This is a genomic window from Desulfovibrio sp. Huiquan2017 (assembly GCF_017351175.1).
GTDB lineage: Bacteria > Desulfobacterota > Desulfovibrionia > Desulfovibrionales > Desulfovibrionaceae > Pseudodesulfovibrio.
Genome location: NZ_JAFMPN010000003.1, coordinates 219369 through 243432, shown reverse-complemented (window position 1 = coordinate 243432; position 24064 = coordinate 219369). Strand labels below are relative to the sequence as shown.

Sequence of the window (24064 nt, the reverse complement as noted above, 5' to 3'; positions counted from 1 at the left end):
CATGGACACAGTTTGTTCTCTCGCTTTTGATAGTGATTCTTAGAGGATAGTAGTTAGTCTACCTGTCTGTATCATGTGGCTATTCGTATAGCTTATATAAATGTAGAGTCAAGTGAGTGTTTGCTTTTGGGACAGGTGCGAATAGTTAGCCCGGCATGCCCTGGACGAGCGTTCGTTCGTTTAGAGGGGCGGCAAAGCTGTCTCTCAAAATCGTGTTTTTCTGTGCGCCATTCCCATTAGCTATGGGTTTCATGGGGATCTTCCGCTGTTGGTTGGTGCTTTTTGCCATCAGTAAGCTGCTTTAATATTGAATTAAGAGAATGTGTTTGTGTCCGCTATATGTCCGCTTTTCCCACGACGCTATGCGAAAAGGGCGACATTCCGCGCATTCCACACAGCATGCGACAGGGAGTTACGAATAGGCTTGGCAGCGAATAAGTCCAGTTTTATTAACGTGATAAGTTGATCATTCTGTTGACGACCCTNAGCATGCGACAGGGAGTTACGAATAGGCTTGGCAGCGAATAAGTCCAGTTTTATTAACGTGATAAGTTGATCATTCTGTTGACGACCCTCAAGAATGGCATTCAAGAGGTCGTGGGTTCGATTCCCTCCAGCTCCACCAATGATTATAAAGGCTTAGAAGGTTTTCCTTCTAAGCCTTTTTTCGTGGGATATACAAAAGAATATACATTCCCAACCAGCTGTTCTAATTGTAGAATTTACTTGTTTGATTTTGATTAGCAATCGTTTATCCATTGAGGAATGATGTCAAACCAATTGAGAAATAAAAAAATACTTTTTGTGGGGGGAAGTGCGGGCCTTGGACTTGCCGTTGCCACGATGGCGCATGGGTGCGGAGCTCAAATTGTCATCGCCTCCAGGGCTGCAGCCGAAAAGCATGAAGAGCTGGTGGCTAAGGTTGGTCCTGAAATAGAGACCTTTTCGTTGGATGTGACCTCGGAAACTGGCTTTGATCATGTATTGCAAGAGATCAAAGAAATTGACCATCTTGTTATGACCACCCGACCGACAATCACCCCGGCGTCCTTTGTTGAAACCGACTTGGAGCAAGCTCGAAAAGCATTTGAAACGAGGTTTTGGGGCCAATGTCGACTTATTCAGAAGGTGCAAGGTCGTATTCGCCCAGGTGGGTCCATTCTTCTTACGACCGGTATTGCCGGCGAAAAGGTGTATGAAAATAATTCAATCATGGCCGTGCTAAATAGTGCTACAGAAACCCTCTGTAGAACCTTGGCCGTAGAGATGGCTCCAATTCGGGTTAATGCCGTTAGCCCGGGATTCATTGCGCCAAAACCTCAGGAGGTGGAACACTATGCCAGCCAGTTCCCTTCTGGGAGGGTTGCGTCGGCTGCCGAAGTGGCTGAAGCCTATATCTATTTGATGACGAATCAATATGTCACGGGTACCACCTTGGTGGTTGATGGTGGTGCAAGGTTGATCTAAGCATTGCCAACACGCCTCTGTGGTATGGCATTCAAGAGGTCGTAGGGGCAATCCCCTCCAGCTCCACCAATGAATTTAAAGACTTAGAAGGTTTTCCTTCTAAGCCTTTTCCGTGGAATATATAAAGAACGTACGAAGGATATCAGTAAGATTCCAAAGCTATTCATCTGGGATTGTCGAATAAAAGACTGCAGAAATCGTTCCTGTAAAGCTCATTTGGCCGGCGGCGGAGTTTGTTATAGTTGTTTTTTGCCTAATTTACGCAAAATGAACTGGACTCTTTCCGCAACGGGGGAGAATGGAACCTGAGTCAAAGTATACCCGAAATGGTGATAAGCCTTCTGCATGGATTCGTATGTTCGTTGCGCTTCGGCAAAGTCCTGTTTGCGTTCTGCGTCGTTTGTATAAATTCCCCTCCATGGTGGGAAAATGAACACGCTATGGTAGCGATGTGAGGAACAACAAGCGAGTAGCGCGTCGGTGATTTCGATGCCTTCGAGAAGCGAATACCCATAAATGTCTATGAGTCCCCGATCGAAAAAAGTAAGTCCAGCGCGGTGTTGAAAGGATTTATAAGCCCGGAGTTCCGCATTCAACATTTTGTCCCGGAATGCCAGTTTGTCTTGCCAGGGCAGGGCATGCCCCGACCGTTTGAGTTCTTGTTGTATGATTTCTCGGCCTTTTTCTTCCGAGCACTTATAACCGAATTGTCGCAATGCCTCGAGAACAGTGCTTTTTCCAGAGCCGGGACCTCCGGTAAGTACAATATATCCTGTCATCGTTGGATGAACTCCTGTTTTGATTTTTTCAAATAGTTGGAGCTTCGAACGCAAGACCGCTCGTCTCAAGTCTTGCCTTGAGGCGCAATGGGAAATTGGGAATAAACGTCGCGGGGGGGGGGACAAAAAGGGGAACTGAAAGAGTGGGGGGGCACGTGAAGGCGTCTACGGCGTACCGCTCAGAATTATTGCTCGAGCTGGCCGGAAACACAAGGGGAAAAGGGATCGAATTGACGCGCAGGGCAAGTCTCGGTGGTTGCTCTCAGGCATGGCATTCAAGATGTCGTGGGTTGGATTCCCTCCAGCTCCACCACAAGAGAGTTAAGGGGTTCGTGAATGCTTGGAACCTTTTTGGGTGCCTGATGGCGGATTTCGGGAATATGTCGGCTATGCGCCCGTCGCTTCCGACGGGCCGTTTCATTGGTCTTCTGCGGGACGGACAATTTAACGAAGTACGCCGCTTGACGGGGTCAAGCGGCGCACTTGGTAAACTTGTCCTTCATGGTTGGGCCGACAAGGCGGCTCCATCCTCAGGCTTGCAACCTACTTCCGACCTCTCAGTCGTCCTGCAGGTAATCCTTCGCAAACTGTGCGTAAAACGCAGAGCCACGGTGCAGCGCGCATTCATCTATCTTGAATTTATCGCTGTGGTTGCCGTAAACTGCGCCAATTTCAGGGTTGATTGCGCCGATAAACGCATAGATGCCCGGTATCTTTTCCATGAAGTACGCGAAGTCCTCCGAACCGGTCATCATCTCCAAAGGAGCCAGACTCTCTTCTCCGTAGAGCTTCACGACGGCGTTCTTGGCTATGCGGTTCAGATCGTCGTGTTCGTTGATGACGGGACCAGGAAACTGCCAGTATTCCAGACTGGCCTCGGCTCCGTAGCCCTTCGCCGTGTTTTCGATCATATCCCGCATAATGCTTTCGATGTCCTTCCGAAGCTCTCTGGAGAATGTCCGGATAGTTCCTTCCATTTCGACCTTGTCGGCAATGATATTAAAGACATTGCCGCCGTGGATGGTCCCAATGCTGATGACCAGAGGATTAAGCGGGTTGTTGCGGCGGCTGACAAACGTCTGCAGGTTGTTGATTACAGCGGCGGCGGCGGTAATCGCATCCGTTCCCATATGGGGGGCGGAGCCATGACAGGCTTTGCCCCGTACCGTGATTTTGAAATTATCGCAGGAAGCCATGCGGCGGCCTGCCTCTACATTGATCTTCGGCGCATCCAACGTTCCCCAGATGTGCATTCCCATGATGGCATCCACTCCGTCGAGCAGGCCTTCTTTCACATAATATTCCGCACCGTGGCAGGTTTCTTCCGCAGCCTGGAAAAGCAGTTTCACGGTTCCGCACAGGTCCTGACGGATGTCCGAAAGAATTTTCGCCGCGCCGAGCAGCATGGCGATATGGCAGTCATGACCACACGCGTGCATCACGCCCGGATTTTGTGAGCGGAAGGGCACATCCGCATGTTCTTCAATAGGCAGTGCGTCGATATCCGCTCGCAGCATGACTGTTTTTCCCGGTTTGCTTCCCCGGATCTCACCGAGAACACCCGTTTTACCGCTGAACCTTTTGGTTTCGATGCCCAGGGCCTCCAGGTCGGACTGAATGGCGTCCGAGGTTTTATCCTCCTTCCAACTCAATTCCGGGTGTTGATGGTAATATCTTCTTTTTTCAATAATATAAGAGTCATACTGTTCGGCCAGATTGCTAATTGACATTATTCTTGGCTCCTTTTCGTTTATCCGAATACACTGTTCATATTACAAGAGATTGATGAATATTCCGGCGACGATAACGGAGGTGATCGTAACGGTTACGAATCCGCCCACAATCATTTGCGGCAACATGGCGTCCATCAGGTACTGCTTTTCTTCGGGCGTTTCCGCCAGCGCCTTGGCGGCTTCTTCGGTCAGGACGTAGTTGGGCGGGAAGCCATAAAGGGAGGTCAGCGAGGTGGAGACGGCCATATATGGGCTGATGTGCAGTATTTTCCCGGCAATCAGGGCAAAAATCGACATTCCAGTCACACCGACCAGGATGATCGTGACAAGCGGAAGCACGATGCTGCCGAGCATGGCGGGTGTTGCCTTCGCAAGGCCGGAAAACACAAATATCATCAGGACAAACATCAGGAATCCAAATGAACCGGCTTTATGCAGGGAGTCTTTGTCCAGATAGCCCAGCTCCGTAGCGATGATGCTGAGAACCAGGGCTACGACCGCTATGTTCAGCACTCCACCGGACCACGTCTGAATCAGATAGGACAAAACGCCGACCGAAGAGAGCTTGGCAAGAATAACCGCTGTGGAATTGTACTTGTCCGGAACGGCGGGAATCAGCTTTTTGCGGGGCTTTTCTTCCGTCGCCAGCTTGCCGTTGTTTCCCTCCACGTTCACGCTCTGTACAGCGGCGGCGGATCCGTCGCGGTACGCCTTAAGCAACTTTTTCCCTTCCTTCTTCAGCAATATGGCGGTCAGCGGATAGCCCGCAAACCCCTGGATCACATACATGCAGATGGCGAGGACGGATGCTGTTTCCAGCCCTTTCAACGCCGCCGCCTGCTGCACCATGACTGCGGCGACGATTCCGCCCGACAGCGGAGGCAGTCCGGCGATGACATAGTCTTTCCCGACCAGGGGGATACAAATAAGCAAGCAGAACAGGATCATTCCGGTGAGGCCGACCAGCGTGATGACAATAATTTTCCACTGGCCCATCAGTTCCTTGACACTGATGATGGTGCCCATATGGGTAATGCAGAACAGAATCGCCAACATTCCGCCCAGCGGGGCTCCCATGCCGGCAAGCGCCACAATGTTTTCCGGGAAGAAGGTCCAGTACCCGACCAGGAACAGGCATGCCACCACAAAAACCGACGGAATCCATGCTTTTGTCCTCGTTCCCACGAAATCGCCGACCGCATAAAGAGCGGCAAGAATAAAAAACGCTACTATAGCTTGCATAATTTCCCTTTTCAGAATTTTAGAATTTTTTCTGTCAACCTACCGTTTCGCCATTATCCGGCCAGAGGCCCTGCGGAGCATCATGCCGATGGCCGCCGGTTCCAATGTATTATGCGCATATCGGGAATCCTCTGTTTATCCGTTATTACGGCTCTGTTGATATTGTATCTTCGTGATTTGCTTGATTGGACGGGACAGGGGATGCGATTGGTTCCGCTTCCACAAAAGCGTGCATGGAAAGATTCACCACATGCGCTGCCCGCTTTGCTGGAAAACCATCCGTGAAATTCGGTGTAAGCTCTATTTTCGACCATAAATTACACATGTTGTCCGGACAACGAGTTGGTCTTCAGCTTTCACGCAAAATTAAAACCGCCTGTCGGGGAAACCTCCTTCATCTTTATACGGGAACTGGCGCGTTTGCCTTCTCACCGACGTATAATATTGTGTTAGTGCTAATAATTTATTATTGCAAGAATAAAATATTAACGCCTTTAGTGAGATGAAATATTATATTTAAAATAAGCTATTAGATGATGTCTCCGGTGTGGCGGTGCGCAGGACTGCGGATTCGCCCAGACCAATCCAGCCCAAGCGTACCTTCGGCAAAATGACGTTCTCCGGTGAATTCGGTCCAAACAAAATGTGGGTTTCCCAGCGAAATCGACTATCAGAAACTCGGAGAATTTCGTCGTGAAAAATTAGAGGTACACCGAAGAACAGAGCGCTTTTACTCTGCGTCCTGCAGAGCAGGGGCCACTGTTGGACCACTGAGCAACGGATGCTCCTTATCGACGGCTTCAGGCCTTTGTTCATCGCTTAGATTTTGTCGGAAAGCGTGCGCTCACCAGTCAAGGCGTCGAGGGCTACACGGGGCTTGAATTCAACTGTAAATCCTTCCCGTTTCTTGGACATCAAAAGCCTCCGTCGAGTTTCTTGTGTCCACCTTAAACTGTGGGCCTGTTTCTTAGACCCACTTCTGATCCTGCCTTCACGGTTGCGACACGAATATAGCTAAACCCGTGACTCGGTTGTCGGAAAGTAAGCCCTTGCGTATGTAGCCTGTTGTAAAAGAGTAATCGTTTTTTGTTGCATATAGTAAATACTATTTTGATCAGGAGACGATGGTATTGATGGTTGAATGGTTTTCTTGTCCACCATGGATGGTAAGGTGTTAATGCAATTTTATGCTATTTGAGGGTGTAACAAGCTGATCCCGGATAGTCGTCCGGCTGATGGCGCGAATCATGAGAGGTCGTTTTGAAAAAGAGTGTGTTGGTGTTTGTTGTCTGTGCTTGGCTGATGTTGGTCGGGGGGCTGCATCAGGTATATGCGGAGTCCGCTGCAAAAGATGGTATTGAATCAGGACAGAAGGCGGTCGCAAAATCTTCCAACAAAGGACCAAAGTGTATAGGCCTGGTGAACATGTCCAACGGCATGGTGCTTCCCAAGGGGAAGATCGTGACCAACGTCAAGTACCGCTATGTACATAAGGATTCGCTGTATAACGGCAGCACGAAAAAGAACGGTGATTACGGCGGCAAGTACGACCGTCTGAATCAATCTTTGCAGTTTACGGCCAAGGCCGGTCTTTTCGAAGATTTCGAAGCGCGCGTCATGGTTCCGTATTGGGATAAACAGGTCAAACGCAAGCCGGGCAACCTTTCGAAACCGTGGGATACGGATAATGTCTCCGGCCTGGGGGACGTGGTGGTCATGGGACGGTACGCACTGATGACCCAACGGAGCGGGGATTGGTTGAATCTCGCCTTTGGCGCGGGCCTCAAGCTGCCCACCGGCGATGCCGACCATAAGAACGGTTTGCCTTACTCCAAGACCCACGAATATATCGGCCCAGCCGGACAGCTCGGAACCGGATCTTGGGACCCTAAATTCGAGTTGGGAGCCACCAAGTTTTTTGGCCGGTCCCGGGTGGATGCGCATATGATGTATACCGTCACGGGCGAGGGCTCCCATAATTCCCGTATGGGCAACCAGTTCAAATATGACCTGGGATACGGATACGCCCTGAACAAGTACTTCGATGTGGAGCTGGAACTCAACGGAGTGGACCAGCAGCGCCATTGGTATGACGGCTCGCCCGACAATGCCTCGGGGGGCCACACCATTTACATCACGCCCGGCGTGCATTGGAAGATATCCGAAAACAGCAATTTGTCCGTGGGAGTGCCCTTGGTCGTTTTCCGGGACCTCAACGGGTATTCCGGCAGTCCCGAGAAGAACAGTCGCTATGGGCTTGGTGAGGATTATCAGATCGTCACCCGTCTCGGGTTCACTTTCTGACGCCGGAGCTGGGCGGGCCGTGGCGGCAATCCCGTGTTCTGCTCATGAGCAGGGGCGTACCTGCCCCCGGGTCGTGCCCGCATGCCGCGGGAAAAGTGGGTGACCCCGGTTGCCCGCTTTCCCCATGCGGCCGGGCTTGCAGGGCCTTGCGGCTTTGCGATGTCCGGTCGGGCGTCGGGAAATACCGTTTCCAGCCTGCGGCGGATCTCGATTTTGTATCACGGAAACAGTCAACGCCGTGACGGAATTGGCGGAATGGAAGGCAGGGCATACCACATAGGCCTGAGAGGCGTATGCCAAGTGTTGCCCGGCGATGAAACTCCAAACATGGGGAACGCGTGATGACCGGTATGCCGAGAAGATTGATTGCATTTGCGGCCGTGGCCTGCGTCTCTGTCCTGTTGCTTGCCGAAGGGGCGTGGGCTCGCCGGATCACCGATATGACGGGTCGTTCCGTCACGATCCCGGACACGATAGAGACGGTGTATGCCGCTTCGCCTCCTGAAACCATGCTTGTCTATGCGCTTGATCCGGCGCTTCTTGCCGGGTTGAATTTCCCCTTGAAGGGGAGCGACAAGTATCTTGATGCACACACCTTGAATCTGCCTGTCATCGGTGGATATTTCGGCCAAGGCAAGACGCCCAACCTGGAGAAGCTCGCCGCGCTCAACCCGGATATTGTCATAGGACGGAAATCCAATCCCTTGAGCGGGAAGCTCGAAGCCTTTCTCCAAAAGTTCCATATCCCGGTGGCGAATATCGTCATCGACAGATTGGATCAATATCCGGAGGCGTTCGAACTTCTGGGGACTATTTTCGGCAAGGAATCCAGGGCAAGAGAGCTCGCCGAGTACACCCGGAAAACATTTGCCCAGGCAAAGGCGGCAACTGCGTCAATTCCCGCGGAAGAACGGGTGAAGGTCTATTATGCGGAGGGCAATGACGGACTGCGGACGGAGAGCGGGGCATCGATCCATGCCGAGCTTATCCCCCTTGCCGGCGGAATCAATGTGCATCACGAAGGCGTCCTGACCAGATATGGAAAGGAAAAGGTGACCCTCGAAACGGTGATAGCCTATCAGCCGGAGGTCATTTTCGTTGAACAGCCCGCTTTTTATAAAAGGGTTTATTCGTCCGACGGATGGAAAAGCATCCCGGCGGTCAAGAATCACCGCGTTTATCTTATCCCCCGGACACCCTTCAACTGGTTTGACCGTCCACCGTCCTTTATGCGGATATTGGGACTGAAATGGGTCGCCGACATCTTGTATCCGGGCCGTTTCGGTTGGGACATGGAGCAGGAATGCCGCGAATTCTTTGACCTGTTTTTGCAGAAGGACATCTCTGCCGAGGACGCGCGACAGCTCATGAGCGTCGTCGAATGAGACGGCTTCGACCTTTCGCCAAGACGAGAGCGTATTTTTTTCGCGGCTGGAGGAGCCGGTCCCTGTTGCTGGCCGGGTTGACGTTCGGCCTTGTCCTCTGCCTGGCCGTATCCCTGACATTGGGGAAGTATCCCATCTCCCTGCGGGAAATAGGACTGGTCCTTCGGCATGGTCTTTTCCCGAACGGGACTCCGTATCCGAGCCATCTCCAGCTGGTGGTCAATGTCCTTTTTGATATCCGTGCTCCGCGGCTGATCGCCGCGGCGGTGATCGGAGCGGCCCTGTCCCTTTCCGGGGCGGCCTTCCAGTCCATGTTCGTCAACCCCCTGGTTGCCCCGGGGATTCTCGGGGTATTGCCCGGAGCTTCATTTGGTGCCGCGCTCGGCATGTTGATCGGCAACTCCTGGTATGAAGTTCAACTGCTGAGTTTCGGCGGCGGTCTCCTGGCCGTGAGCCTGGCGGTCTTCCTGGCCCGAATCTACAATGGCGACAAGCTGACGGTGCTTATTCTCGGGGGGATAATAAGCGGTTCCCTGTTCACGTCGCTGCTTTCGGTCGTCAAATACACGGCGGATCCCACGGATCAATTGCCCGCCATCGTCTATTGGCTCATGGGCGGCCTCTCTCTGGTCGATACGGAGACGGTCGCCTGCACCGCCTTGCCGATTCTCGTCGGAATAGCGTGCATCTTGAGCATGTCCCGGTACCTCAACGCGCTCAGTATGGGCGACGAGGAAGCCAAGACGCTGGGGATCAATGTCAGGGTGGTCCGGTTGTGCCTCATCTTCGTCGCCACCGTAATCAGCGCGCTCACCGTCGCGATCGGCGGATTGATCGGTTGGGTGGGGCTGGTGATCCCGCACATCGGCAGAATGCTGGTGGGTCCCAACAATTCCATCCTGCTCCCGACGACGACCCTTGTCGGGGCCATCTACCTCGTGCTCGTCGATGATATTTCGCGGCTTTTGCTGAATGTGGAAATCCCGTTGGGGATCATCACATCGCTCGTCGGGATACCGTTTTTCTCCATCATTATGGGCAACGCGAAACAGGGATGGAAGTAGATGGCGGTGTTGCGCGTGGAAAATATCGGGTTTGCTTATGCCGACACCCCTGTCCTGAACGATGTCTCCTTCAGCGTCGCCAAAGGAGAGCTGGTGTCCGTTCTCGGCCCCAACGGATGCGGCAAGACCACGTTGCTCAAGGTCCTTCTCGGTATTTTCGCACCGCAAACGGGGCGGGTATTGCTGAACGATGCGGATATCGCTCAGATAGGGAGAAAGCGCCTTGCCCGGCAGGTGGCGTATGTTCCCCAGATGCACAGGGCCTCTTTCTCCTATTCGGTGATGGAGGTGGTCATGATGGGCAGAATGCCCCACAAGGGCTTTTTCAGCCGATTCTCAAAAAAGGACGAGGAAGAGGCACTGGACGCCCTGGAGAAGACCGGGATTCTCCATTTGCGGGATAAATCATACACTCGGATCAGCGGCGGGGAAAGGCAACTGACTCTCATCGCCCGCGCCCTGGCCCAGGGGGCCCGGGTCCTCATCCTGGATGAACCACTCAACGGGCTTGATTACGGCAATCAGCTCAAACTGTTGGAGCAACTTCACGAATTGTGCGGCGAGGGCTATACCTTCGTCAAATCCACGCATTTCCCGGACCATGCCCTTTGGGTTTCCGATCATGTGATCATGCTCAAGAACGGCGTGGTCCACAGCGACGGTCTGCCCGGCGACGTCATCACGCGGGAAAGCCTGTATGAACTTTACGGCGCAAGGGTCTTTGTGCTGCCATATGCCGATAATTTCAGGATCTGCGTTCCCGGGGTGATTTACGCGAGACTTTCCGCGTCGTCGTCCGATGCGGTGGACCGGTCCCGGCCCGCCCCGTCGCCCCTCGTATCGTGATCGAGCCTTTCGAAAACCAGACCGCCGCCCCGGCAAGGAGGAAAATGGATCATGCCCATACCGGAAAAGGACAAGTCTTTTTACAGGTACACCAAGGACCATCGTTTCGCCGCGATGTATCCGTTGTTGGCCCGCGAGATCATCGACAAATATGGGCTGACCGAAGGGACGTGCCTCGATATCGGAACGGGAAGCGCCGCGCTCGCCATTGAATTGTCGAAGATCTCGGATCTGGAGATCATCGCCCTGGATGCCGAACCGGAAGCCATAGAGATGGCCGGGGAGAACTGCGCCAGGCATGGCGTTCCCGACGGCCGCATCCGGTTGGTGACCGCTCCGGTGGAAAAGCTGCCCATGCCCGATGGGAGCGCCGATCTGATCCTCAGCCGGGGGTCGATTCCGTTCTGGAAGGACCTCGCGTCCGCCTTCAGGGAAATATTTCGCGTGCTCACTCCCGGTGGCCAGGCGATGGTGGGTTGCGGGTTCAGCCATCTCCAAACCCTTGCGGACGTCAAGGCGATGCGTCCGGTCTGGTCCCCGGAAGTCCTGGCGGATCGGACCCGCTGGAAGAAAGGCGATCTTGTCGCGGAGGCTTTGCGGCAAGCGGCCGTCGGCACATACCACATCGCCGATGACGATTACGGCACCTGGGTCGAAATCAGCAAGCCGGGGAGGGAGTAGAAATGGCCGGCGACTCTTCCGTTCAACAGTGCGGAATTTGCGAAAACGCCTGCCCGATCCCGGCGGGCGGCATCGGCCGTTGCGGTCGTTATGGGAACAGGGACGGGGTTGTCTCGGAGTTGTTCCCGAACAGATATATCATGGCATGCCCCATACGGATAGAGACCATGCCCATGCTGCATTTCCACCCGGGAGGACGGTTTCTCCAAGTCAGCACCGTGGGCTGCAATTTTGACTGCCCCGGGTGTATTTCCACGGTGATCGTGCGGGAAATGAACCCCAAGAGCAAGGCGCTGCAAGAGCTTACTCCCAGGCAGATCGTTGAAAAGGCCATCCAGTGCGAGTGCCTGGGCATTGCCTTTTTGATGAACGATCCGCTTGCCGCGTTCGATACGTTTCTCGCCGTCGCGGAATTGGCCAAGGAAAAAGGCCTCTACGTCGGGTGCTCTTCGAACGGATATTTCTCCGAGGAATCCGTCAACAAGCTGCTTCCGGTCCTGGATTTCATCAATATCGGGATCAAAGGTCTTTCGGACGAACTGTATCGCGCCTGTGCGGGATTCAAGGGCGTCGCGCCCGTGTTGAGAAATATCGGCATGCTCCACCGGGGCGGTGTCCACATTGAGCTCGCCTGCATTCACAAGAAGGACAATTCCGAGGAATTGTTGGAGTTGTGTACCGTCATTAGGGATATCTCGCCGGGCATTCCTTTGCAGGTGATGCGTTTCATCCCCTTGGAAGGGGCCGATCCGGGACAGGAGCCGTTGATTCGGGAGACGGAGGCGCTCAGCCGGTTGATGCGTGCGCATCTGCCCCATGTTTACGTTTTCAACTCGCCGGGGACGCAGGAATTGGACACCATATGTCCCTCTTGCGGCGAGACGGTCTTCAGCCGGGATTTTTACGGGCCTATGGGGGCGCGGCTGCAAGAAAGCGTCTGGCCCCGGAAGGAGGGCATAGCCTGTCCTCAGTGCGGTCAGCCCCTGGATGTGCGCGGCGCGGTCCACGTCAGCGACTTTCGGGAAAAGGATTTTCAGGGGGGATATCCCTTTACGCGCGCCCTTGAAATCGTTGAATCCATCCTGATCGCCATAGGCGTTGAGGACAAGGCCGAGGTCGTCAAGGTCTGGGAGTATCTGCTGTGCAACGGCAAGATGCACGACCTGCATCACGACATTCAACGGGTGGAGACGTATGTTCAAATGATACGATTCTTCGGCGGGCTGGTGCATCGCGAGGATTCGGCCAATATCCTGGCGGACTATCTGGCGGCGAAAACGGAGGTGGTCCGGTCCGTGTGTCGGAAGCGGGATACCCGGCCCAGAGTCTATTATGCGATGGGCAAGCCGCAATTCTGTATAAAAGGCGAGCGGTTTGAAAACGGCCTGGTGGAAATATGCAACGGCATCAGCGTCAACCGGGAGATCTCGGTCCGCGGCCGCCCTGGCGAGAGCATTCCCCTGAATGTGCTTGAGGAACTGAACCCGGAAATCATCTTTATTTCTGCGTTCATATCCAACTCGCCGGAGGACTTCTATCAGGAGTGCGTGGAGAAAGGCCTCGATATAGACGCGGTGCGGAACAGGCGCATCCATACCGCGCCGATTCCGAGCAGCGACTTCGGCTGTCCCAAGTGGATATTGGGGCTGATGAACATCGCCAATGAAATGCACCGGGGCGGCGAGCGCCCCTTTGATATCTTCAAGGAAGCAACGGAGTTCTATGCCCGTTTTTATGGGATGCCGTTCAATATGCGGGATGTGAACCGCTCGTTCGGCAAGCCGAATTCCGCCTGGACCTGGGCGGACGGGGCCCGAAGGCTCTCTCCCGTCTCCTTATGATCGTTGCTGTTCTTGCCTGGATTCAGCCGCCGAGAGCCCCGGAAGGGCTGGCCGCGGATGCCATAGCGCCATGAATCGGAATTGGCCGGTGGCCGGGCCTTTCGCAGGTACTCTCCTGGCGTCCACGGGGGCGCGGGCCTGGTTTCCCTTTAATTTCATTGGGCAAAGTAAAGGCCTGGAAGGATTTCCTTCCAGGCCTTTTGCGTGGGCGATGTGTGATTGCCGAAACTTCGCGATCAGGCCCCGGCGCCGTCGGCCCAGTAACGGACCACGCGGGCGCAGATCAGCAGGGCCTTGTCCATGTCCTGGAGGCTGACCCATTCCATGGGCCCGTGGGGGGCCTGCATGCCGCAGAATATGTTGGGGGTCGGGATGCCTTTTTCGGTCATGATGGACCCGTCGGTGCCGCCTCGGAAGGCGAGCATGTTGGGCGCCATTCCCTCGTCCGCATAGGCCCGTTTGGCCAGGTCTACCGGACGTGGATCATCCTTCAGCCAGTAGCGCATATTCCGGTACTGCGGGGTCACCGTGCAGGTGATGCGCGCCCTTGGTTCGGTTCGGTTGACCGTGGCGCAGATGGTTTCGAGCAGTTCGGCCTGGGCCTTGAGCCCGTCCATCTCGAAATCGCGCAGGTTCAGGATCATGTCGGCTTCGGCGGCGTTGCCGGTGATGCCCTCCATGAAGATGAAGCCCTGGCGACCCTCGGTGGATTCGGGGCTGAGATGGTCCTTGGGCAGCAGGTGGACGATCTTGGACGCCAGGTAGAGCGCGTTGACCAGTCGCCCCTTGGCGCAGCAGGTGTGGATGGAGACGCCCTTGATGTTGATGACGGCCCTGTCGGCGGAGAAGGTCTCGGCCACGAGATCGCCGGGGTTTTCCCCGTCCAGGGTGTAGGCGAAGTCGGCCTTGAGGTCCCGAACCATGGCGTCGCTCACGCCTCGCCCGATTTCCTCGTCCGGGGTGAAGCAGACGCGGATATCACCCCGGGGAATCTCGGGGTGGGCCTTCAAATGGTCGATGAGCCCCATGATGATGGCGATGCCCGCCTTGTCGTCGGCGCCCAGCAGCGTGGTGCCGCTGGCGGTGACGATGGTGTCGCCCTTCTTGCTCTTCAAGTACGGCTGCATGACCGGGTCGATGACCACGGCCGGGTCGTCGGGCAGGACGATGGGGTTGCCGTCCCAGTTGCGATGGACCAGCGGGACCACGCCCTCGGCATAGAAGGACGGGGCGGTGTCCACGTGGGCCACGAAGGCGATGGTCGGAACCTTTCCGTCCGGCACGTTGCTCTTGAGGGTGCCGAAGACCACGCCGTAGTCCGTGAGCTCCGCGTCGTCGATGCCCAGGTCCTTCAACTCGCCGACGAGCATCCGGGACAGGTCGAGCTGACAGGCGGTGCTGGGGGTGGCGGGAGAGTTGGGATCGCTTTGCGTATCCACCTTGCAGTAGCGGACAAACCGCTGTTCCAATATGCCTATTCTTGATTCGGACATGCCTTGCTCCTTGTGATGCAGTCGGTCCGGGATTGTTTTTTTCTAGGCCGTCCGGGCCATTTCCCGGGCGACGATGTGACAGGCCACGAAATGGTTCGGGCCCACTTCCTTGAGCCCCGGCGTTTCACAGGTGCAGGCATCAATCTTGTCGAAGTAGCAGCGGCCCGCGAAGCGGCATCCGGCGGGCGGATTGATGGGGCTCGGCACGTCGCCTTCCAGGATGATGCGGTTGTGGACCAGGTTCGGATTCGGCACGGTGATGGCCGAGAGCAGCGCCTTGGTATAGGCGTGCAGCGGGTTGGCGAAGATGGTCTTGTAGTCGGCCAGTTCCACGATGCGGCCCAGGTACATGACCGCGATGCGGTCCGAGACGTGATGGACCACCGAAAGGTCGTGGGAGATGAACAGGTAGGTCAGCCCCATTTCCTTTTGCAGGGTGTCCAGCAGGTTGAGCACCTGCGCCTGGATGCAGACGTCCAGGGCCGAAACCGGCTCGTCCAGGACGATGAATTCGGGGTTCAGGGCCAGCGCCCGGGCGATGCCGACTCGCTGCCGTCGTCCGCCGTCCAGTTCATGCGGGTAGGCGTTTTCGAGGCTTTTGCTCAGGCCGACGATGTCCGAGAGTTCTCGGACGCGCTTGGCGCGCTCGGCGGAGGAGCCGATGTTCTTCACGTCGAGGGGCTCGGCGATAAGGTCGGCCACGCACAGCCTCGGATTGAGGCTTGAATAGGGGGCCTGGAAGACCATCTGCATTTTGGAGCGCAGCGCCTTCACCTCCCGCCGGGAGGGGAGCAGGATGTCCTGGCCGTCGATGATGACCTGGCCGCCGGAGGGCTCCAGAAGTCGGATGGCGGCGCGCCCGGTGGTGGATTTGCCACAGCCGGATTCACCCACGAGCCCCAGGGTCTCACCCTTTTCGATGTCAAAGGAGACGTCGTCCACCGCGTGCAGCGGTCCCTTGCGCGTCTCGAAGTATTTTTTCAGGTTCTTGACCTGTACGAATGGCTCGCTCATGCGGCACCTCCTTCCAGAAAACAGGCGACCATGTGCCCGCCGCTCACGGTCACCGGGGCGGGCGTTTCCACTTTGCAGCGCTCCATGGCGTGGGAACAGCGCGGGTGGAAGGGGCAGCCGGGCGGCATGTCGGTCGGCTCGGGCGGGAGCCCGGGGATGACGGCCAGGGACTCCCTCTCCTCCTCGACGTTGGGGATGGAGGCGAAGAGCCCCTTGGTGTAGGGATGCCTCGGGTCGGCGTAGAGCGAGATGGTGTCGGCCTGTTCGACGACGCGGCCCGCGTACATGATGGCCACGTGGTCGCAGGTTTCGGCCACGATGCCGAGATCGTGCGTGATCATGATCATGGCTGTGTTGAACTGCTTTTTGAGGTTCTTCATCAGTTCGAGAACCTGGGCCTGAATGGTCACATCCAGGGCGGTGGTCGGCTCGTCGGCGATGAGCAGGGCCGGGTTGCAGGCCAGGGCGATGGCGATGACCACGCGCTGCTTCATGCCGCCGCTGAACTGGTGCGGGTATTCTCCGGCCCGGTCGGGCTGGATGCCGACCGTTTCGAGCATGGCCAGCGCCCGCTTGAGGGATTCCGGTTTGGAGACGCTGTTGTGTAGGGCGATCATTTCCGCCACCTGCTCGTCCACGGGCATGATCGGGTTCAGGGAGGTCATCGGGTCCTGGAAGATCATGGCGATTTTGCCGCCGCGCACTTTGCGCATGACAGAATCGGACGCTTTGAGCAGATCCTTGCCCTCGAATACTATTTCGCCACCGGTGATCTTGCCGGGGGGTGAGGCGATGAGGCGCATGACCGACATGGCCATGGTGGTCTTTCCCGCCCCGGTTTCTCCCACCAGGCCGAGGGTCTGGCCCTCCTCGACATCGAGGTTCAGGCCGGAAACCGCCTGTACCATGCCGTTGTCCGAAGTGTAGCGGACATCGAGGTTGCGGATGGATAGCAATAAGTTGTTTGACATGTATCGTGACTCCCGTTGCTGGGGGTGCGGTCGATGACCATGCTGCCCCGAAGGGCCTTGACGATGGGCCCGACAGTGGAAATTTGCCAAGCCGAGGCCCCTTTGCCCGGGTGGAAGCAGTCTTCCGTGATGTCCACGGTGGCAGCCTGGCTGGAGATGACGAGGCTGAGAAGGCGCTGGTCCGGCAGATAGTCCAGGGCGAGTTGTATCACGCCCCAGGGGGTCACCCGCAACAGGAAGCTCGAAATCGAATGCGTGATCTGCTGCATCCGCTGCGGATCGCCGATGACCCGGCCGGGCAGGCGGGGGGAGAAGGTTGCTTGCAGGACCACGTCCGCAGCCGCGTGGGCGCGGGACACGTCCGATACGATTCCCTCGAATACGGCCTTGGGGTCGAAGTCCTCGACCAGCGGGGATAGCCCCTCGCCGATATTGAAAAAATCGTTCATGTTATTGATGATGGCGGAAATCCCGCTGATGGTACAGGACAAGGCCTCGTCCTGCCGGTTCCGCCTCTCGGTGACCAGGGCGTTGATTTGCGAACGCAGTTCATACGCGTTTTGCCGCAAATATTCCCGCTGCAGATCCTTCTGCCGGGCAATCCGTTCGTTGACGGCCCGTAATTCCCCTTCGAGGCGCTTTCTGGCGGCGATCTCCTGTTTGAGCTCCTCGATGCCCTGGGCGACCTGGCGGTTTTGCTTCTCCACGGTTCCGTTCAGCGCCTGGTGCGCCTGCCGTAATTCCTCCCTGGCCTCGACCTCGCGGGTAATGTCCTGTATCAGGCCCAACCGCACCACATGGTTGTCGGACAGGGCGTCGTATTCGCCCCAGATCCGCACGTAGCGGGGCGAGTCTTCATCCGTGTTAAGACGCAATTCGCAATGATAGGGAGCCAGTTTGAGGCGTGAGTCCCTTTCCAGGGCGGAAAACTGGGCCCGACTCTCCGGGGCGAGGGCATTTTTAATGGCCTTCAGGCCGGGGACGGCGTCGGGCGGGAGGTGGAGGATCTTCGGCGTAAGTGACGACCAGGCTGAGTTCCCGGGCCCGTCCTCAAGGTGGAAGTAGCCGATGGAAGCCGAATCGTAGAGCCGCTCCATCCGCGATTGCCGTTGCTTGAAATCGTGATCCGCCTCGATCACATCCTTGGGCATGTGCTTCATGTCCCGGACGAGCCGGGAGAAGAGCAGCGGTCGCTGCCTGATGATCGTCAGGACGTCGTCGGAGACCTTGCCGCCAAGCGCAAGCAGGTAATCGGGGTCTTCGCCGAGGTCCTCTGCCAAGGCCACGATCTTTTCCTCGGAAAGCTGGGTGACGACGCCCCGTTCGAGTTTGCTCAGATAAGACTGCTCAATGCCGATGCGCTGGCTGACCTGCAATTGAGAATAGGAGCGATCTTCCTTGAGAAGAGCCTCCCGTTTTTGTCGTATGAACGATCCGAGTTCTCGCATAGTTTTATAATTTTTATAACGCACTTTACAGAATTTAGAAAGCATGCAAAGTAGCTAGTACTAATACATACTAGCTGCGTTTCAAAAAAAGAACGAAGTTGTACAAGCAGAGGGGATTATGCTTAAAAATTTGAAGCTGGGATTGAAGTTGGGCGGAGGGTTTGGATGCCTCGTTTTGATAGCGGTCCTTTTGGGCGGCTTGGCTGTCTTCAACATGCGCAATGCGGCGAACGGTTCCATGAAGCTGGCTGGGGCCTATGTCCCGGAGGTGGGTCTCGCCACGGCCATAGAACGATCGGCGTTGCTCACGCTTACTTCCATGGAAGGATATTCATTGAGCGGGGACGACGCATATTGGAATGGTGTGGAAGCGGGACACGGCAAGGTCGAAGAGAGCTTGGCCCAGGCCCGGGCCCATGCCGAGAAGTTCCCGGAACTCGTGAAACTCAAAGCGGGCGTTGACCAGGCTGATCGGGGCGTGGCGAAGTTCGCGGACCTTGCCGCCGCAGTGCATGGGGCGGTCGAAGCCATGAACCAGTCCCGCGAGGAGATGACTCCTGTCGCCAAGACGTTCACGAAGGCCAGCTCCGATTTCATGAAGCAGCAGTTCGCGACCATGGAGCAAGACATCCAGAGCGGGTTGCCGGAAACGGCGGTCCTCGAGCGCCTCAGGAAGATCGAACTGGTTCAGCGGGTCATCAACCTGGTCAACGAAACCCGGCTGCTGAATTGTGTTGCCCAGATCAACAGCGACCAGGAGGTCATGCGTGCCGGGCTGACAAATTTCCCGAAGATAGAGACGGCGTTGACGGAGTTGGCCTCCATTACGCGTCGCCAGAACAATCAGGAACAGATCCGGGTGATTCGTGAGGCCGGGAATGTCTATGCTGCGGCCATGCAAAAGTTTTTGGATAATTTTATCCGCCTGCAGGATTTGAAGAAACAATCCCACGAGGCAGGGATCGCGGTTGCTGGCGTTGCCAAGCAGACGGCCATGGCCGGTGCCGATGCGGCGCAGAACAGAGCGAATCTCGACGCGGCGAACCTGGCAACGTCCTCGACGATCATGATCGTGGGCCTGTGCCTCGCCGTTCTGATCGGGAGTGCTCTGGCTTTCTTCCTGACGAGGTTGATCACCAAGCCCATCATGAAGGGCGTCGATTTTGCCCAAACATTGTCTCGAGGCGACCTGACCGGGGACATCGACGTCGATCAGCGGGATGAGATCGGTATTCTGGCCGCAGCCTTGCGCAACATGAAGGATAAATTGACCGAAGTCGTTTCCAACGTCCAGTCGGCTACCGACAATGTGGCGGCGGGCAGCGAGGAGCTGTCGGCATCCGCCGAAAGCTTGTCGCAGGGGGCCACCGAGCAGGCCGCAGCCATTGAGGAGGTTTCGTCGTCGATGGAGCAGATGGCATCCAACATCAGCCAGAATGCCGAGAACGCCAGGGAGACGGAATCCCTTGCCTCCAAGGCTGCCGGGGACGCACGGGAAAGTGGTGTTGCGGTGTCCCAGACCGTCAGTGCGATGAATAGCATCGCCGAGAAAATATCCATCATTGAGGAAATTGCCAGACAGACGAACCTGCTGGCGTTGAACGCAGCCATCGAGGCAGCCCGTGCGGGAGAGCACGGGAAGGGATTCGCCGTGGTGGCCGCCGAGGTCCGGAAGCTGGCGGAGCGCTCGGGCACTGCCGCCACCGAGATCAGCGAACTCTCCTCGTCGAGTGTCGCGGTCGCCGAGCAGGCCGGACGGATGCTGGAACTCCTGGTCCCGGATATCGAGAGGACGGCTTCGCTGGTTCAGGAAATATCCGCGGCGAGCGATGAGCAGAATGCCGGGGCCGACCAGATCAACCAGGCTGTGAGCCAGCTCGATACGGTCATTCAGCAGAATGCCTCCGCTTCCGAGGAGATGGCTTCCACGAGCGAGGAGTTGTCCGGCCAGGGGCAGCAGCTCCAGTTGACCATGTCCTTCTTCACGACCCACGGCGGGAACAACTCCGCCGGGCCCCGTGTGACCGCGACTTCCCGCCCCAAGAAGGCGCTGCCGTCTCATGGAACGAAGAATGTGGGCGGCGCGAAGGCCAAGCCCATGGAATTGCCGCTTGACGCGGAGGACCCGGAGGACAGCTTCGAGCGCTTCTAGGCGGAAGAAAAGTCGCGAGTCGTCTCTTCCGGGCGGTTTTCGCGATTGACGAAGAGGCGAAGGACGACTTCGGCGGACGTGGGTTGGCGATCGGGCGGCGGAACGCCCGAGAACCGGACGGCGGTAAGATGAAGCCTGTTGGAGGAGCGGTCGGGAGGGACTCTTGATCCGGGCGGGAAAACGCTCGAAGCCCGGAGTCCCTTTCCCGGCCGCTGCGCGCTATGCGTCAATCGAGGATAGAGGTGCGGACATGTGTGAACACGATTTGGAATCGCGGCTGCGGACCGCCGAACAACGTATAGAGGAGTTGGAGGGGCAGCTTCTGGAGGAGCGGCGCTACCACACGCTGGTGGAGGAATTGCCCGCCATCGTGGCGGTGATCCAGCCCGACGGCGGCGTGTCCTACGCAAACAGAGCGGCCTGCAGGCTTCTCTCCTCCGTCGGGGGCCAGGCCCCTGGTGCGAAGGGCGGGATGCGTTTCGACGAACAGACCACGGAGGATCTGCGTCGGGCCGGGTTCGCCACCAATCAGCTTAACCCCGTGTCCTTGTTTATTTCCAGTGTCGATCATGACGGGCAGCAGTTCTGGATCGAGTGGGCCATGAAGGAAATATTCGCGGAGAGCAACACCCGGCGGCGATATCTGGCCGTGGGGTTCGACATTACGGAAAAGCGGAAAAACGAGAAGGATCTGCTGGCGAGCAGGGAGATAGCTCAGGACGCCAGCCGTGCGAAGTCGGAATTTTTGGCGAACATGAGCCATGAAATACGGACGCCGCTCAACGGCGTCCTGGGCATGCTGCAATTGCTTGAAACCACGAAGCTGGACGGCGAACAGCAGGAATACGCCCGCGCCGCCATCAAATCGGCCGAGCGGCTGACCCAGCTCCTGTCGGACATCCTGGACCTGACGCGCGTGGAGGTCGGCAAGTTGCGGCTCAACCCGAGCCCGTTCTCCCTCAAGGAGACTGTGGTAGACACTTGCCAACTCTTTGAATTGACGGCCAAGCAGTCCGGCCTCGAACTGTCTTGTCATGTCGATCCCGACCTCCCCGAGTGGGTGGACGGGGACAGGATGCGGGTGCAGCAGATTCTCAACAATCTGGTGGGAAACTCCGTGAAGTTCACCCATACCGGAAAGGTCGGGCTGGAAGTGTATCGCCAGCTTCCGCCCGGCAGCGAACAGTTTCGGATCCTGTTCATCGTTTCCGACACCGGCATCGGCATTCCCGACGAGAAAATTGATTTTCTCTTCCGTCCGTTTACTCAAGTTTCGGCGGGTTATACCCGCCAATTCGAAGGGGCCGGGTTGGGACTCGCCATCTGTAGGCATCTGGTCGACATGATGAAGGGGAACCTTTCCATTCAATCCGAAACGGGACAGGGAACGGTTATTGCCGTCAGTCTGCCGATGCGGCCGGTCGAAGCCCACAAGACGGATGTGGCCATACCGCCGTCGGCGTTGCCTCCCTCGGTACGGCTGAGCGTGCTGGTTGTCGAGGACGACTATGTCAATTGCTATGCCATGCGCACCATGCTCGAACAATCGGGCTTCAGCGTGCGGACGGCCGGAAACGGCCGCGACGCCCTGGAGGAACTCCGGCACGGCACCTTCGAGATTGTTCTCATGGACATCCAGATGCCCGAGATGAATGGCATCGAAGCCACGCGGGCGATTCGGGAGGGAAGGGGCGGTGCGCGGCATATCACCGTGCCGATCCTGGCCATGACGGCCTATGCCATGCCCGGCGACCGCGAGAAGATGCTGGAAGCCGGTTTGAACGGGTACGTGGCCAAGCCTTTGACCAAGCCCGTGTTGCTGGATGCAATCGCGGAAGCTCTCACGGCTGGGGGTATAGTGTAGCGTGCCGATTTTGCATTGGAAGAAGAGCTTGGCGGTGGGCTTCGAGCAGATCGACGAGGAGCACAAGAAGCTGATCGCCATCATCAACAAGGCATACGATTCCGCCGTGGACCTGCGGGAGCTGGAGGTCCTTTCCGAAATTGTGAGGGACATGCGCAGTTACGGCGCAATCCATTTCTCCACCGAGGAGAGATTGATGCGTCTGCATGGCTATCCGGGCATCAAGGCGCATCGGGCGCTTCATGACGACTTCATCGTGGCGGCGGCGCTGGCCGACAAATTGCTTTCGGAGGGAGGGACTGCCGACCCCCTGGGGCTGTTCCGGTTTCTCGCCGATTGGCTGAATCATCATATTCTCGTTGAGGACAAACGTCTTGCCGACTACATCATCGAAAAAGGCGCTCCGGCATCCGCCATCGCCCAGGAGAAGGACTCGCCGCAGGGCTGATGGTCCGAAATCGCATATGAAAACCAAGTTCGCTTCCGCCGAACGCCGGCCTCCGGAAGAGTCGAGGCAGGACATCGCTTTGATTTCAAAGAACATCTGTTCCCAGTACTACAGCCATTTCCCCCTGCCGTTGCTGGTCCTGAACGAAACGAGACAGATCGTTTTCGCCAACAATGCCAGCCTGGACCTGTTCGGGCTTTCCGATGTTTCCGAATTTTTGGGCCAGCGTCCGGGGGAGGCCATGGGCTGCGCGTATGCCGATTTTGAGCCCGGTGGGTGCGGGACCTCGAAATATTGTACGGAATGCGGCGTGATCAATGCGGTGCTCAAATGCATGGAGCAGGAGGAATCGGTCGTCGCCGACAGCAAGATCCTCCTGAGTGCCGACGGGGAGTGCCGCGCACTGGATGTCCGTATTCACATCGCGCCCTTCGATTGCAATTGTTCGAGATTTTACGTCGTGACCTTTTTGGACATAAGCGACGAAAAACGGCGTGAACTGATGGAAAAAGTGTTTTTCCACGATTTGCTGAACACGGCGGGGGGAATGATGAGCCTCGTCGATATGTTGCGGGCCGGAGAAGACTTCGATCTGCCGGAGATGCTGAACCTGCTCAGCGTGTCCCTGCACGGCATGGTCGAGGAGATCCGGACTCAGCGGGAAATTCGTCTGGCGGAAAACGACGACTATCCCCTCATGCTGATTACGCTCATGTCCCTTGAGATAGTGGAGGGCGTGGTCAGGGAGATGGAGATGAACCCGCTTGCCGACGGCCGGGTCATCGAAATCCTGCCGACTTCCGGGAACCATGCGGTCAAGGCGGACTATTCCCTTTTGCGACGGGTGCTGGTCAACATGCTCAAAAACGCTTTGGAGGCCACTCCCGTCGGCGGCGTTGTCGAGATCGGATGCCGGGACGGGGGCACCGATGTGGTCTTCGAGGTGCGCAACGCCCAGGCCATGGACGAGGCCGTGCAATTGCAGGTCTTCAAGCGTTTCTTCTCGACCAAGGGGAAAGGCCGGGGATTGGGCACCTATTCGATCAAACTCCTGACGGAAAACTATCTTGGCGGCAAAGTCGAATTCCTCTCCTCCGTCGAGACCGGGACGGTCTTTCGGGTCAGCCTCGCCAAGGCGGCCCTTTGACGGGGGAAGCGGCGGGCCCGGACGGGACCGGACGGTCGAAGCCGGACGCAGACGGTCCTTGTGGGATGACTTAGCCCTGCCGAAGGAAACGGAATTCACATTGCTGAGATCGAAATCCGCTGCGCCTCGGAGGGGGAGCAGGGGCACGCCCGGGCGACAGGCGCAAAGGGGCGGAGCCTTCCGCG

The 24064-nt window shown here is 56.9% G+C and carries 18 protein-coding genes; 11 read left to right on the top strand and 7 right to left on the bottom strand.

Translation table 11 applies throughout. The features are described from left to right. The first annotated feature begins 768 nt into the window (after positions 1-768). Positions 769-1467 carry an SDR family oxidoreductase gene (locus J0909_RS03765; protein WP_207260582.1) on the top strand — a complete coding sequence of 233 codons (699 nt, stop codon included), beginning with the start codon at positions 769-771 and terminating at the stop codon, positions 1465-1467. Positions 1468-1703: 236 nt separating this feature from the next. Here J0909_RS03765 and J0909_RS03760 read toward each other — a convergent pair whose 3' ends face one another. From J0909_RS03760 to J0909_RS03750, 3 genes are all read right to left on the bottom strand, one after another. Next, entirely contained in the window at positions 1704-2300 is a 597-nt protein-coding gene (locus tag J0909_RS03760) for an AAA family ATPase (RefSeq protein WP_207260581.1), read from the bottom strand. A gap of 503 nt (positions 2301-2803) precedes the next feature. After that, entirely contained in the window at positions 2804-3976 is a 1173-nt protein-coding gene (locus J0909_RS03755) for an amidohydrolase (protein WP_207260579.1), read from the bottom strand. A gap of 42 nt (positions 3977-4018) precedes the next feature. Next, complete coding sequence (locus J0909_RS03750) at positions 4019-5221, bottom strand: hypothetical protein (protein WP_207260577.1); 1203 nt, start codon at positions 5219-5221, stop codon at positions 4019-4021. Positions 5222-6481: 1260 nt separating this feature from the next. Between J0909_RS03750 and J0909_RS03745 the strand changes: the two genes are divergently transcribed. The 6 genes from J0909_RS03745 to J0909_RS03720 all read left to right on the top strand — a co-directional run bounded on the left by J0909_RS03745 (position 6482) and on the right by J0909_RS03720 (position 13342). Beyond that, the gene (locus tag J0909_RS03745) at positions 6482-7525 is read left to right on the top strand and encodes a transporter (RefSeq protein ID WP_207260575.1); all 1044 of its coding nucleotides are present in this window, start codon (positions 6482-6484) and stop codon (positions 7523-7525) included. Between the two features lie 341 nt (positions 7526-7866). Beyond that, positions 7867-8910, top strand: coding sequence for an ABC transporter substrate-binding protein (locus J0909_RS03740; protein ID WP_207260574.1), 1044 nt, complete (start codon positions 7867-7869; stop codon positions 8908-8910). After that, on the top strand, positions 8907-9974 hold the full coding sequence (locus tag J0909_RS03735) for a FecCD family ABC transporter permease (protein ID WP_207260573.1): 1068 nt from the start codon (positions 8907-8909) through the stop codon (positions 9972-9974). The genes J0909_RS03740 and J0909_RS03735 overlap by 4 nt, the downstream gene beginning before the upstream one ends. After that, a complete protein-coding gene (locus J0909_RS03730; RefSeq protein ID WP_207260572.1) occupies positions 9975-10820 on the top strand; it encodes an ABC transporter ATP-binding protein in 846 nt (281 codons plus the stop codon). A 51-nt stretch (positions 10821-10871) separates the two neighbouring features. After that, positions 10872-11501 (top strand): class I SAM-dependent methyltransferase, encoded by a 630-nt coding sequence (locus tag J0909_RS03725; protein WP_207260571.1) that lies wholly within the window; start codon positions 10872-10874, stop codon positions 11499-11501. 167 nt (positions 11502-11668) lie between these two features. Continuing rightward, complete coding sequence (locus J0909_RS03720) at positions 11669-13342, top strand: radical SAM protein (RefSeq protein WP_286181739.1); 1674 nt, start codon at positions 11669-11671, stop codon at positions 13340-13342. 236 nt (positions 13343-13578) lie between these two features. Here the strand turns inward: J0909_RS03720 and pepT are convergent, their stop codons facing one another. The 4 genes from pepT to J0909_RS03700 are packed head-to-tail and all read right to left on the bottom strand — an operon-like array spanning position 13579 to position 18268. After that, entirely contained in the window at positions 13579-14835 is a 1257-nt protein-coding gene (pepT, locus tag J0909_RS03715; RefSeq protein WP_207260569.1) for a peptidase T, read from the bottom strand. Between the two features lie 42 nt (positions 14836-14877). After that, entirely contained in the window at positions 14878-15849 is a 972-nt protein-coding gene (locus J0909_RS03710) for an ABC transporter ATP-binding protein (RefSeq protein ID WP_207260568.1), read from the bottom strand. Continuing rightward, on the bottom strand, positions 15846-16820 hold the full coding sequence (locus J0909_RS03705; RefSeq protein WP_207260567.1) for an ABC transporter ATP-binding protein: 975 nt from the start codon (positions 16818-16820) through the stop codon (positions 15846-15848). Before J0909_RS03705 ends, J0909_RS03710 begins: the two co-directional genes overlap by 4 nt. Continuing rightward, on the bottom strand, positions 16733-18268 hold the full coding sequence (locus tag J0909_RS03700) for a helix-turn-helix domain-containing protein (RefSeq protein WP_207260563.1): 1536 nt from the start codon (positions 18266-18268) through the stop codon (positions 16733-16735). Before J0909_RS03700 ends, J0909_RS03705 begins: the two co-directional genes overlap by 88 nt. Before the next feature lie 118 nt (positions 18269-18386). Between J0909_RS03700 and J0909_RS03695 the strand changes: the two genes are divergently transcribed. The 4 genes from J0909_RS03695 to J0909_RS03680 all read left to right on the top strand — a co-directional run bounded on the left by J0909_RS03695 (position 18387) and on the right by J0909_RS03680 (position 23879). Beyond that, the gene (locus tag J0909_RS03695; RefSeq protein WP_207260562.1) at positions 18387-20420 is read left to right on the top strand and encodes a methyl-accepting chemotaxis protein; all 2034 of its coding nucleotides are present in this window, start codon (positions 18387-18389) and stop codon (positions 20418-20420) included. Between the two features lie 250 nt (positions 20421-20670). Then, positions 20671-22284, top strand: coding sequence for a response regulator (locus J0909_RS03690; protein ID WP_207260560.1), 1614 nt, complete (start codon positions 20671-20673; stop codon positions 22282-22284). A 1-nt stretch (position 22285) separates the two neighbouring features. Further along, positions 22286-22732 carry a bacteriohemerythrin gene (locus tag J0909_RS03685; RefSeq protein WP_353616732.1) on the top strand — a complete coding sequence of 149 codons (447 nt, stop codon included), beginning with the start codon at positions 22286-22288 and terminating at the stop codon, positions 22730-22732. 16 nt (positions 22733-22748) lie between these two features. Further along, positions 22749-23879, top strand: a complete 1131-nt coding sequence (locus tag J0909_RS03680) for a PAS domain-containing sensor histidine kinase (protein WP_207260556.1) — start codon at positions 22749-22751, stop codon at positions 23877-23879. The last annotated feature ends 185 nt before the right edge of the window (positions 23880-24064 follow it).

Bases quoted from the DNA above. Each gene is read 5' to 3' on its own strand.
- J0909_RS03765 (WP_207260582.1), top strand. From the start codon at position 769: ATGTCAAACCAATTGAGAAATAAAAAAATACTTTTTGTGGGGGGAAGT.
- J0909_RS03755 (WP_207260579.1), bottom strand. From the start codon at position 3,976: ATGTCAATTAGCAATCTGGCCGAACAGTATGACTCTTATATTATTGAA.
- J0909_RS03750 (WP_207260577.1), bottom strand. From the start codon at position 5,221: ATGCAAGCTATAGTAGCGTTTTTTATTCTTGCCGCTCTTTATGCGGTC.
- J0909_RS03740 (WP_207260574.1), top strand. From the start codon at position 7,867: ATGACCGGTATGCCGAGAAGATTGATTGCATTTGCGGCCGTGGCCTGC.
- J0909_RS03735 (WP_207260573.1), top strand. From the start codon at position 8,907: ATGAGACGGCTTCGACCTTTCGCCAAGACGAGAGCGTATTTTTTTCGC.
- J0909_RS03730 (WP_207260572.1), top strand. From the start codon at position 9,975: ATGGCGGTGTTGCGCGTGGAAAATATCGGGTTTGCTTATGCCGACACC.
- J0909_RS03725 (WP_207260571.1), top strand. From the start codon at position 10,872: ATGCCCATACCGGAAAAGGACAAGTCTTTTTACAGGTACACCAAGGAC.
- J0909_RS03720 (WP_286181739.1), top strand. From the start codon at position 11,669: ATGCCCATGCTGCATTTCCACCCGGGAGGACGGTTTCTCCAAGTCAGC.
- pepT (WP_207260569.1), bottom strand. From the start codon at position 14,835: ATGTCCGAATCAAGAATAGGCATATTGGAACAGCGGTTTGTCCGCTAC.
- J0909_RS03710 (WP_207260568.1), bottom strand. From the start codon at position 15,849: ATGAGCGAGCCATTCGTACAGGTCAAGAACCTGAAAAAATACTTCGAG.
- J0909_RS03705 (WP_207260567.1), bottom strand. From the start codon at position 16,820: ATGTCAAACAACTTATTGCTATCCATCCGCAACCTCGATGTCCGCTAC.
- J0909_RS03700 (WP_207260563.1), bottom strand. From the start codon at position 18,268: ATGCGAGAACTCGGATCGTTCATACGACAAAAACGGGAGGCTCTTCTC.
- J0909_RS03695 (WP_207260562.1), top strand. From the start codon at position 18,387: ATGCTTAAAAATTTGAAGCTGGGATTGAAGTTGGGCGGAGGGTTTGGA.
- J0909_RS03690 (WP_207260560.1), top strand. From the start codon at position 20,671: ATGTGTGAACACGATTTGGAATCGCGGCTGCGGACCGCCGAACAACGT.
- J0909_RS03680 (WP_207260556.1), top strand. From the start codon at position 22,749: ATGAAAACCAAGTTCGCTTCCGCCGAACGCCGGCCTCCGGAAGAGTCG.